The sequence below is a fragment of the Anabaenopsis sp. FSS-46 genome (assembly GCF_029891665.1).
Lineage (GTDB): Bacteria > Cyanobacteriota > Cyanobacteriia > Cyanobacteriales > Nostocaceae > Anabaenopsis > Anabaenopsis arnoldii.
The window spans coordinates 16,190-28,061 of the sequence record NZ_JANQDG010000095.1 but is presented as its reverse complement, the minus strand read 5'-3'; the positions used below and the strand labels follow the sequence as shown (position 1 = coordinate 28,061).

The window sequence follows — 11,872 nt, the reverse complement described above, 5'->3', positions numbered from 1 at the left end:
AGAGGATACTATTTTGCTGTTGCTGTATATGCCTATGTTGTCTTGGGCTGTGATGTCTGTTTTACCGCCAATGACTGCGCTACCTACTGGGGTATCTATGTAAGCTGCTACTGTTGTGCTGACTTTGTTGCTGGCGAGGATACCACTGCTTGCCATACTACTAGCTCCATACAGAGATGAGGCAGTAGACTCGGCAGCGTTGCTGACTGTGGCGTTGATTTGCGCTGCTGATGTGGCTAAAATAGATAAATCATCAGCAACAGTAATTGTCACATTTTTCAAGTATGCCTGAACATCTGCTGATTCCTCTGTTATCCCCGCACTGGTTCCTATTAAGTCATTTAGTGTCTTGTTAAACCAATCACTAAGCCAACCAATGGCGTTAAAGGCTATGGATGTTCCTAGTCCAACTCCATCTACGGGTACTAGTGATTGAGATTCTGCAAAGGCACTGATTTGAGCTGTAGCATCAATGATTGAGGTGTCTTGTGCTTGGATGACAATATCCCCAGTGTTCACTGTTTCTAAGGTACTGTCTTCAATGTATGCCCTGGTGTCACCTAATATGGAGTTGGCTGAATATGTTCCATCAAGTTGAATATTGACAGAAATAAGGGGACTTTGTGAGCTATTATCAGTTATTTGTGTAGCGGGAGTATTGGCTATGGCTTGCTGCTTTTTCTCAGCTTTGAGGTTAATATCGCCATCAATAACTCTGATGCCAGATTTTTGAATATACGCTTGTGTTGTACGGTTTAAGGTATTTACTGTTGCTGACCCAGTAAATCCTAATTGCCCTAAACCTGTGTTTATGTCAATGCTAATGCCTGGAGAAATGGCAGTCGCTTTGGTATTATCCTGTGCTATCAGGGATAATCCCCCATTACCAATTTCTATATTATTACTATCAGTTATATAGGCTTGAATATTTCCGGCAATTTCATTAACTACCTGTGATGCTTGTGCTTTGATGTTAGCATCACTTTGAGCTTTAACTGTCAGCGCGGCTGATTGAATGCTACTATTACTAATCCCAATTTCCACTTGTCCATGGAAACTGTTATTAATAGATATACCTTGATTTTCTGCTGTGAGGGTTGTATTTTCTTGAGCTAAAATATTGATATTGCTGGTGGCAATAATGTTGCTATTGCCAATGTTGACTGTGGCAACACCATTGATAGTATTTGTTGCTAGGCTTGCCGATGACTCATATTTACTTGCTCTAATTACCTGTAAATCCAGATTACTGAGATTTAGTGTGGCGTTATCTAGCTGAATAATTGCTTGTTCGCTAGTGTCAATACTCTCAGAAATTAATGTTCCTTCCGTTTGCGTTATCCCAATGAAACTTCCGGCGGTAATTCCCCCAGCTAGGTTGATTTGTGCTGTGGTTATTCCTGCTGCTATGTTGGCGACGGCGCTAAAGGTGATGTTTCCTGTGGTGGTAATTTGCCCACCGGTGTTGAGGGAAATTTTCTCACCTCGCACAATGAGGTGAGCACTACCTAATTCTATGCTGGAGTCAATGATAATTTCATCATCGCCATCTAGAGTATCTATGGTTAATGACTGGGATGGTTTATCAAAAGTAATACTGGCAAAGGTTGGTATTTCTCCTATATCAATTAAGGTTAATTTACCAGTATCATCTGTTGTTAATTTAAGTTTGTCTGCTGAATTTGTGAGAGTAATTATGGTGTTAGTGGAATCATTATTGTATGATGGTTGCGGTAGTAAAAGCCCTGAGTAACTGCTAAGTGTTTCTGTATTAAATATGGAAGCCACTTCTCCAGTTTGAAATTCTAGCAGCCAATCACCACCTAAACTTGTATTTCCCGTTAGGTTATCTGATGCTGCTACATCTAACCCTGTAATTTGACTAATATTTTGTAAGAAAGATTCGCCTAATTCGCCGGCCGCTACATTACATCCATAAAATAATAAGTCACCTTGTGGCAGTAGGGCTTCTCCCCAGCCACTTAGGGCATCTTTATAATTCCATAAGTTATCGTGAGACAAGAAGGAACTACCTAGCTGTACACCACCGGCTTGACCATGACTGAAAATATGGATGGCATCTAAATTACTGTAGTTTCGTAATTTCTCGGTAATTTGGGTAATGCCACTGTAATTGCTATCTAAAGCGATCGCCTGGATATTTCCATCCAATTTCTCAATTACTGATTGATAATCATATAACTGCGAATCAACAAAGGCAATTTCTCTGATTGCAGGATGGAAAGGATCTCGACTCTGAGATGGTAGAATACCATCGGATGGATATTCTGTATTAAATGGATTACTGGTAGGTTGGATGATATCCATAAGAAAATAGTAATTGAGTTGATGATTGTGATTTCTATTAGTATTTGATATTGGGAATTATCATCGGAAATATACCAAATTTTCACCAAAAACATTGTTTTTGGTAAATACCCCAATTGATCTGAATAAATTTAATTAAAATTAAACAAGTTACCTACATAAAGAGAGCCGACCATCTTTCTAGACTTTCTCCGTCAACATGTTTTTAATGCTGATTTTACTTAGGTAACTTTTTTTAAGTGGAACTACTTGATCATTACTAGTGAATCAAGAGTTAATTAAACTGCATTAAAAGCACCTAATTTTTCTGTAGGAGCGTTGGCAATTTGTACTTCTTTTTCCTCTTGTGCCTTGGTTTCAGATTCCGGTTGTGTTGCGCCAGTCATACTTTCTAACTGCTCATTGGTAACTTCCAGATTCACCATAGTAGTTGGTGCATTATTGAGAAACTCAACTCCAGTTGCTACCTCACGATATGGACGATTTAAGAGATAGTTGAGTAAGGCATCACGCTGTTCTTGTGTAATTAAATATACTCTTTTTTGAACCTGTGGCATAAATCACTCCTCCTTGGTTGATACACTGACTAAAGTTTTGTTTAACTTGGTCTAACATGGAAGAATATTGTTTACTCCCCATATTCCTGATTGTACACTTTACATCAAAAGTTTTTTATTTCTAAGTAATTGTAATACTAATTTAGATTCCGAGATATGTCTTTCACAAAATTAAGGTAATTGCTGAACCATGTGGGATTATCGCTACGGATACGGATGTCGAAACTCAACGGTAGTGGTCTGGGTGTGACTATTAGGGTGGTCTAGGGTGTGTTGTCCCTGAATACAACGCATCATAGTCAATTTTAGTAGCCTTGGGACTAACGTTGATAACACACCCTAGCCAAATCAAAGGTTTTTGCACTGGGGTGTACACCCCAGCCCCTTTATAATTTACTTCGACTTGTGTGTACATGGTAGGGTGTGACTGGAAAGAAAAACTTCTGTTAGGCGTCGGATGAGCTTACCTGACTGAGAATGCTTGACTAAATCTCCGAGTTACAGGCTCAATAATAAAAGTTAAAACTGACTTTTGACGAGTGACAATTTCACCATTAGCAACCATTCCAGGAGTAAAAGCCACCTTTTCGCCCTGGACATTTATAGAATGTTGACTTAGCTGTATTCTGGTGGGGAAAACTAAACCCAGTTCCTCATCTATAGTTGCATTAGGACTAACTTGGACAACTGTACCATCAATGGTGCCAAATTCCTGAAAGGGAAAAGTTGCCATTTTCACTTTTGCGGTCATACCTGGACGAATAAAGCCAATATCACGGTTACGAACTTTAACTTCTAATAATATTTCTTCCCCTGTAGGTAAGATTGACAGTAGCTCTTCACCGGCCTGTACTGGGCCAGGGGTGGCTTTAACTTTGTAGATTGTACCTGTAACTGGGGCTTTGATAGTTTCCCCTGCTTGCTGTTTTGTTGCTTGTTCAAGTTGACCGTTGATATTGCTGAGTTCTTCTTGGCGCTGTTTGATTTGGGTTAGAATTTCACTTTGGCGCTCAGAGGCTAAACGCTGGGACTGTTGGCGAACTCCTTGATAGGCTTGTTCTGCTTGACGCATTTCTTGGGATTGGGCGGCAATCTCTCTTTTTAAGGATGCTATTCTGTCTTTAATCTCAGTTAATCTATTCTGGGCATTAATTACTTCATCCTTTGCTCTGGTCATGTCTGTATTGGCGCGATTTAATCTTTCTTGCGCCTCTAAGTAGTCAATTCTAGGTAATGCACCCGGAGCAATCAGAGTCCGGAGATTTTCTTCTCTTTCTTGAGCGATCGCCACATTTTTTTCTATTGAAATAACGACATTTTGCGCGTTAAGTAAATTAGTTTGGGCATTTTCAAAGCTGCTTTGAGCGTTGACTAGATTTTCTTGTAAGCGCAGAGAGCGTTCTTGTATCTGTGCAATAATTGCTTGTTGGCGATTGGCTTCTGCTTGGGTGACAGCTTGACGTGCTTGGTAATCTGCAAGGCGGGATGCTAAAAGTTCATCTTGTAGTTTTGTCCCAGTATCTGTAGTACCAATGCGTTCGGCTTCTAAACGCTGTAAGTCTTGGGAGATTAATTTTGCTGATTGGGTGAGGCGATTAACATCTGTTTGCTTCAATTCTGGGTCACGTTGAATCAAAACTTGATCTTTAATAACGTGATCGCCCTCTTGTACCTTGACTTTGACAATAGAGCCTCCAGTTAAAGATGTTACTGGTCGCACCTGTGTAGAGGCGATTAATTCCCCCGGTGCGATCGCCACTTCATCTATTTGAGAGAAATTTGCCCAGGCGATCGCTCCAAATACCACCAAGCTCAGTGTTCCTGCCAAAACCCTGGTATATAGTGGGGGCAATTCCTGTACAGCCTTACCCACTTCATAAGATAGTTGGTCTTCTGGTTTAGCAAATTGTTGTTTTGTTTGACGCGCTTGAGCAGCATTTGCGAGTAAGGAATATTTCATAAAATTTTAGATTATGGGGGAATGGGGAATGGGGAATGGGGAATGGGGAATGGGAAGTTTATTCTTCCCTACTTCCTGATCTCGATTCACCCTCTAATTCAAACTGCAAGATAGCGGCGCAGAAAATTTTCTAAAGTTTCTAAGTGAAAATTGAAAATCCTCTCTAAGTTAGCTATTTCATCTTTTCGACAGAAAAATTCATTGGCCAGCAATGTGCGATAAGTTCCTAGAGCTTGTTGTGCCTGGGTATTAAATAAACCCAAGGTAGACCGTAACCCGTCAACAACGAATAGGGGAGAATTAATGACTAAAGGTTCCTTATTGAAGACGCGACTAAAAATGGTGGGAATATCCTCACGCAATAAAATCTCCGGACCTCCCACTGGTAATATTTGGTTGCATGCGCCCTCAACTCTGACTGAATCCACTACTATTCTGGCTAAATCATCGGTACTAACAACCGAACTACGGTTTTTAGGATCACCAACGAGCAGATAAAAACCTGTTTCGCGAAACTGTTCTGCCAATGGTAGTAAATTCGATGCTAATCCAGAGGGGCGTAAAATTGTGTAATTCAAGCCACTAGCTTCTAAATATTTTTCTACTGCTCTTTTGGCTTTGAACACGGGAGCATCTTCATAGCCTCGTTCGGCTCCTAATACTGAGATAAAGACAAAGTGCTTAACTTCATTAGCTTTTGCCTGATCAATGAGTTCAATGTTGGCGCGATAATCCAAATGGAGGGAGTCACTATCAGAACCGTGGGCGCTGATAACGTACTCCACACCGCGACAAGCTTTTGCAATATCCTGGTCTTGTCGCAAATCACCGATGAAGATTTCTGCTCCTCGGTGTTCTAACTCGTTATAACGGGAAGTGAGGCGGACAAATGCTCTCACTGACTTTTCTTGTAAGCGTAGGAGTCGCACGACTCTGCGACCAATTCCTCCCGTTGCTCCAGTTACCAGAAACATAAGGATTTTGGGTGATGAATTCCATTTACACCCTAATCTAAAATTCGACAATTACAGGAGTGTGGTCGCTAGGTTGGGGCAATTTTCTGGGGGTAGGGTCAATGATGCAGCTTTTGGCGCGTTCATAGAGTATTGGGGTGAGATAATGATGGTCAATTCGCCAACCCATATTGCGCCTAAAAGCTGCGGCGCGATAGTCCCACCAACTATAGTGTCCTCCTTGGGTGGTAAACTTACGAAAGGCATCAGCAAACCCCAAATCTAAGATATCTCGTAAAGACTGGCGCTCTGGTTCGGATGCCATGATATGATTATCCGTATTAGCTTTTTCATGAATGTCTTCGGCAGCTAAGGCAATGTTGAAGTCACCACACATACAGAGTGCAGGTTGTGAAAGTAAAAGGGTGTGTAAATACTCCCTTAGTACCGTCAGCCAGCGCAGCTTAAGCTCGTATTTTTCGCTGCCCACGGCCGAACCATTGGGGACATAGACATTTACAATCCGAATACCATCAATGACTCCTGTAATCACGCGCTTCTGCACATCCCATACTGGGTCAATATTGGGTAGAATTGGTGTGAAACCGGCGCTAATATTGCTAAGTGGTTGACGACTAATCATCGCTACACCATTATAAGCTTTTTGTCCCGAAAAATAAGTATGATAGCCCAATTCTTCTAAAGGCGATCGCGGAAAGTCCGCATCTACAACTTTTGTTTCCTGTAAACACAGGACATCAATGGGATTTTCCCTTAACCAAAATATCACCTGTTCCAGGCGAGTGCGAATTGAGTTTACATTCCAAGTGGCTATTTTCATTTTCTTATGGAAAAAAATATTAATTTTTGATTAGTTTTGGCAGGAATTATTTTACATGACTCTAGTTAATCTATTTTGGTTAACTTATGGTTAATAAAAATTACAAATATCTGAGATTTTTAGTATGAATAGCTACACCAAATATTATTCTGTAACTGCCAATACAAAAAATACTAACTATGGCATGATCCCCAAGGTAGATGCAACCAGTCTTAATTCAGGTATATTCTAAAGACATGGCTGCTAATTAGCCATTGTCGATCTGGGAAACTCTCTTGGTAATGGTTAATTATACCCTTAACTAACATGGGCTTCCCAAAGGTTCATGGGGTCAATTTATATCAGGAAAAGTAAGTACGAATTTTCTGTTTTGAGAAGCTGATGTAAATACTTATTCTGAGTAATTCTTCACCACGTAAACCGAAACAACTGATGAAGATCACTCAACTCGTTCCCCGAAGGGAAAGAGTTCCGCCTTGGTATCAACTCCCACCGCCCACATCTTGCACAATCCTTATTATCCGAGATCCTCAAAAAGTATTTACCTACTATCGCCAGCAACCTTATGTCAGTATTAGCAAAGCCCAGCAGCCAATTAAACTTAACTATGTCGCTACTTATAACGGTATAGAAGCTCAGGATTATCCCTTCATAGTCCAACCATAAAAATCCTATTATCTAGCGTTTTTAGGCCGCTTTTCTGTTGGAAAAGGGTCTTAAACAGGTGATCGCCATTGCTAAACAAACTGGTTGGGCTTTGAAAATAGTTATTTAGATACAGATCAGCTCAGATTTTAATTAAATTTTTTTTCCAACTTTTAAACAACTTTACTTGAGGAGGATCCTATGAATATGATGTCTAACATCTGTCCGTGTTGCGGTGGTTCCCTCCTGCGTCATATCCGTCATAATGAATTGTATTGGTTTTGCCAATCCTGTCGCCAAGAGATACCTATGTTAACTGTAGCTCGTGTGGTTCGTACGCCCGGTGAAACTCACCATGAGGCTGTACCTCAAACTACACTCAGAGACTAGGGAGAATTTCTCAGTGTCTGCCACAATCTGATAAAATCAAGTGTAAATAACTAATTAGGTTCCAAGCTGTGTTAGCAGCATTACTCTACGGTCAAGAAGATTTACGCTTAGAACAGGTGGCTGAACCCACCCCCACCACTGGTGAAGTGGTGATGAAAGTGGGTGTAGCAACCACCTGCGGTACAGATTTAAAGGTTTGGCGGCGTGGTGGCCATGCCAAAATGCTGCAACTCCCCACCTTGTTTGGTCATGAGGCTGCAGGGGAAATTGTGGCTGTGGGTACTGGTGTGAGAGATTGGCAAGTTGGCGATCGCATTGTCGCTAATAATTCCGCACCATGCATGAAATGCTTCTTTTGTCAACGACAGGAGTATTCTTTATGTCCTAATATCACGTGGAATAATGGCACTTTTGCCGAATATCTGAAGATTCCTGCGGCAATAGTACAACATAATATGTTCAGGGTTCCCGATCAGTTGCCTTTATCCTTAGCATCTATGACCGAACCTTTAGCCTGTGTCTTGCATGGTGTGGCTCGTTCTGATGTCAAACCCCATGACCGGGTGGTTGTGTTGGGAGATGGGGCGATTGGGTTGATGTTTGTGGCTGTATTAGCTCAGACATCACAAGTTATCCTGTGGGGAGGTAATGACCACAGACTGAAAACAGGTCAACAACTGGGAGCAACACACACATTTAATTATCATCACATCCCCGATATTGCCAGTGTTGTCAAAGAACTTACTCAGGGGTGGGGTGGTGATGTGGTAATTGAAGCTACAGGCGTGCCTAGTGTCTGGGAAACCGCCATCACTTGCGCCCGTCCTGGTGCAACTGTGAATTTATTCGGTGGTTGTCCGCGAGACACAACTATTACAGTTGACACAGAAAAGTTACATTATAGTGAACTGACCTTAAAAGGGGTATTTCATAATACACCGGAATATGTGCGGGCTGCGCTTTCACTCATAGCTAGTGGTAAAATACCTTTTGAATTGTTAATCAGTCAAGAGCGATCGCTACAGGACTTAGAACAGGTGTTTTACCAGATGAAAGCCCGTGAGGTGATTAAAGTGGCTATGATTCCTGGTCTTCCCTAAGACAAACCTATATTTGATAGGTAAAATTTGTCGCCTATTATGTCTTGGCTTTGCTAGTACATATGTTGGTTTTTGCAATTCAACCACAGATGAACACAGATACTTGATTTCTAGTAATTAACTTCTAACTAGAAATCTGTTAATTCTAAAATTGCGCCTGAATTTGTCTAACTACTGTCAGCGCTGAGTAACTAACTCCAGCTGTACCTTCTCCTGGATGAGTTGAGTCACCTACTAACCATAAATTCTGGATGGGTGTACGATTGGCAAAACCAAACGGTCCAAAGGTGGGTATTCTCTGACCAATACCACCAACTATACCCCGATCGCGCCCTGTGTAATGGGCAAAGGTACGGGGGGTAGCAGCTTCTACATGAATAATGGTTTCTGGTTTGAGGTAGAAATATTGCCCAAGACGAGCGATCGCATCTTCTGTATACTGTTGTTTTAACTGTTGATAATTCTCACCTTGCCACCAGGGCGTAGGATCGACAAATGATGAAGCGATAATTGTGGCTTTACCTTCGGGAGCGCGTCCATCTCCGGGGTGACTCACGGAAACAAACAAAGAATTATTTTCACCAATCGGGCCGTTAACATCATACAAAAATTGTAAATGGGGGGGACAACCGGGGGGAATAGCACTTATATCTACCCCTAAATAAACCACAAAGGCTCCCGAAGCTGGGGGTAATTTTTCCACACGGTTTTGATAACCAGCAGGGGCTTTTTCTCCCAATAGTTGCACTAAATTTTGCACTGTGACGTTAGCAACTACATGATCTACTACTTCTGTCCACACTTCACCTGTTTTCTGGTTTCTAATGACTACAGCATTGGCTTGATCATTTTTTACCTGAATTTGTTCCACAGTATGGCGCATTAATAACTTACCACCATCTCGTTCTAAGGATGTCACCAGGCGATCGCTGAGTACCTGCATACTACCCTGGAGATGGAATAATCCTTGGGGTAATTGAGAGACACTCAACGCCGTTGCAGCATACAGTAAAGCTGTCTCCTCCGCACTGACCTGGGAATAGAGTTTTAATTGCAAATCCAGAAAAGTCCTCAGACGCTGATCCTTACCCAGTCCGTAAAACCTTAAAGCATCGCCCACGGTAAATAACGTATAGGGTACTGTAATCAATGTACTGGGGCGCACCGCCTGAGCTAGTTGCCATAAATCCCACAAATTACGCGGTGGTAATACTGGGTCACGCCCTTGAAATTGCCAACTAGCCTTAAATAACACCGCCATCATCTGCCAAAAAGGTTCGCTACCAGGAAACTGTTTTTGGCGTTCCTCTTGCCATTTCTGGGGGTCACGCCAAACATTAATTGGTGTACTTTCTCCAGGTAAATACACAGCACAAGCGGGGTCACAGGGTGTTGCGGCTGGTAAGTCTATGGCTAACTCTGAGAATATGCGGTGGTGAATTCCCCCCGGTTCTAATCCTGCTACCTGAGTCGCCCCCACATCAAAAGTAAATCCTTGACGTTTAAATGTAGAAGCACAACCCCCCGGAACTAAGGCTTGGTCGAGAACTAAAACACTATAACCCCTATGGGCTAATAAAGCCGCCGCCGTCAGTCCCCCTATACCTGCACCAATGACAGCAACGCGGGATTTAGTTTTGTGAGTAGAAATACGGGTCATTGATATTTATCTTTATAATTCTTAATATTACTACTCATAATTTTACTTCATCTGTGAAAAAAAGCAGGGTGACATTCACAAGCCCAACACTCCCCTCAAGATACACAATGAAAATTAGTGGATAAGATGAAAGAGTAAAAAGCCGTGACTCTCCTAACCACCCATGACCTCAACTCTGCTCCAAATCCCTCGGATAAACGCCCCCAAACTCCACCAATTACCAAATGGTTTAACCATAGTCGCAGAGCAAATGCCAGTAGAAGCTGTAAATCTCAGCTTGTGGATCAAAGTAGGCTCGGCGGTAGAACCTAATACAATTAATGGTATGGCTCACTTTTTAGAGCATATGGTTTTTAAAGGCACCGACCGATTAGCAAGCGGTGAGTTTGAACGTCGAATTGAAGAACGGGGTGCTGTGACTAATGCAGCCACTAGCCAAGATTACACTCATTACTACATAACCACTGCTCCCAAAGACTTTGTAGAGCTAGCGCCATTACAAGTAGATGTAGTTCTTAATGCCAGTATTCCTGAAGATGCCTTTGAACGGGAGCGTTTAGTGGTTTTAGAAGAAATTCGCCGTTCTGAAGATAATCCCCAGCGACGGACTTTCAGAAGAGCAATGGAGATGGCTTTTGAGCATTTACCCTATCGCCGTCCAGTATTGGGACCAGAAGGGGTAATTTCTCAACTGCAAGCCCAACAAATGCGGGACTTTCACGCAACTTGGTATCAACCCCAGTCGATTACCGCTGTGGCTGTGGGTAATTTACCCGTAGAAGAATTAATTGCAACTGTAGCTGAGGGATTTAGTCATAGTGAACACAGAACAATTAATACTCAAGAGTTAAGAGTTAATCCTGAACCTGCGTTTACAGAAGTTGTGCGTCGGGAATTTATAGATGAGAGTCTTCAGCAAGGGCGTTTAGTCATGGTGTGGCGGGTTCCAGGGTTGGAACAGCTAGATGATATTTATGGGTTGGATGTTTTGGCGGGTATTTTAGGACATGGACGCACATCAAGACTGGTGCGAGATTTACGGGAAGAACGGGGACTGGTAAATTCTATTACTGTCAGTAATATGACTAATCAGTTACAAGGGACATTCTATATTGCCGCTAAATGTGCTGTGGAAAATTTACAGGCTGCGGAGGAGGCGATCGCCCAACATATCCGCATACTACATACAGAGTTAGTTTCAGAAGCAGAAATTGCTCGTGTGCGGCGACAAGTAGCCAATAGGTATATATTTGGTAACGAAACTCCAAGCGATCGCGCTGGTTTATATGGTTACTATCAATCTATGATAGGAGAGTTAGAACCTGCTTTTAATTATCCCCATAATATTCAATCCCAAGATACCACTGACTTAATGCGATCGGCAAAACAGTATCTTTCTCCCGATGCTTATGGGGTAGTGATCTTAAAACCCTACTAA

General features: G+C 42.0%; 10 protein-coding genes. 4 read left to right on the top strand and 6 right to left on the bottom strand.

Annotated features, from left to right (window positions below):
- From NWP21_RS11275 to xth, 5 genes are all read right to left on the bottom strand, one after another.
- Window positions 1–2,328, bottom strand: a 2,328-nt coding sequence (locus NWP21_RS11275; protein WP_280792764.1) for a DUF4347 domain-containing protein, incomplete at its 3' end; no start/stop codon positions are given.
- 278 nt (window positions 2,329–2,606) lie between these two features.
- The gene (locus NWP21_RS11270) at window positions 2,607–2,885 is read right to left on the bottom strand and encodes a hypothetical protein (RefSeq protein ID WP_280792763.1); all 279 of its coding nucleotides are present in this window, start codon (window positions 2,883–2,885) and stop codon (window positions 2,607–2,609) included.
- A gap of 463 nt (window positions 2,886–3,348) precedes the next feature.
- Window positions 3,349–4,845, bottom strand: coding sequence for an HlyD family efflux transporter periplasmic adaptor subunit (locus NWP21_RS11265; protein ID WP_280792762.1), 1,497 nt, complete (start codon window positions 4,843–4,845; stop codon window positions 3,349–3,351).
- A gap of 98 nt (window positions 4,846–4,943) precedes the next feature.
- On the bottom strand, window positions 4,944–5,819 hold the full coding sequence (locus NWP21_RS11260; protein ID WP_280792761.1) for an SDR family oxidoreductase: 876 nt from the start codon (window positions 5,817–5,819) through the stop codon (window positions 4,944–4,946).
- 37 nt (window positions 5,820–5,856) lie between these two features.
- Entirely contained in the window at window positions 5,857–6,639 is a 783-nt protein-coding gene (gene xth / locus NWP21_RS11255) for an exodeoxyribonuclease III (protein WP_280792760.1), read from the bottom strand.
- A gap of 432 nt (window positions 6,640–7,071) precedes the next feature.
- On the opposite strand from xth, the gene NWP21_RS11250 reads away from it, so the two are divergent.
- The 3 genes from NWP21_RS11250 (at window position 7,072) to NWP21_RS11240 (ending at window position 8,774) form a co-directional block, all read left to right on the top strand.
- Window positions 7,072–7,305 (top strand): hypothetical protein, encoded by a 234-nt coding sequence (locus NWP21_RS11250; protein ID WP_280792759.1) that lies wholly within the window; start codon window positions 7,072–7,074, stop codon window positions 7,303–7,305.
- A 180-nt stretch (window positions 7,306–7,485) separates the two neighbouring features.
- Window positions 7,486–7,674, top strand: coding sequence for a hypothetical protein (locus NWP21_RS11245; RefSeq protein ID WP_280792758.1), 189 nt, complete (start codon window positions 7,486–7,488; stop codon window positions 7,672–7,674).
- 68 nt (window positions 7,675–7,742) lie between these two features.
- On the top strand, window positions 7,743–8,774 hold the full coding sequence (locus tag NWP21_RS11240) for an alcohol dehydrogenase catalytic domain-containing protein (RefSeq protein ID WP_280792757.1): 1,032 nt from the start codon (window positions 7,743–7,745) through the stop codon (window positions 8,772–8,774).
- 145 nt (window positions 8,775–8,919) lie between these two features.
- Here NWP21_RS11240 and crtD read toward each other — a convergent pair whose 3' ends face one another.
- Complete coding sequence (gene crtD / locus NWP21_RS11235; RefSeq protein ID WP_280792756.1) at window positions 8,920–10,434, bottom strand: C-3',4' desaturase CrtD; 1,515 nt, start codon at window positions 10,432–10,434, stop codon at window positions 8,920–8,922.
- 163 nt (window positions 10,435–10,597) lie between these two features.
- Here crtD and NWP21_RS11230 point away from each other — a divergent pair, with 163 nt between their 5' ends.
- Window positions 10,598–11,872: a pitrilysin family protein gene (locus NWP21_RS11230; protein WP_280792755.1), complete on the top strand. Its 1,275-nt coding sequence runs from the start codon at window positions 10,598–10,600 to the stop codon at window positions 11,870–11,872.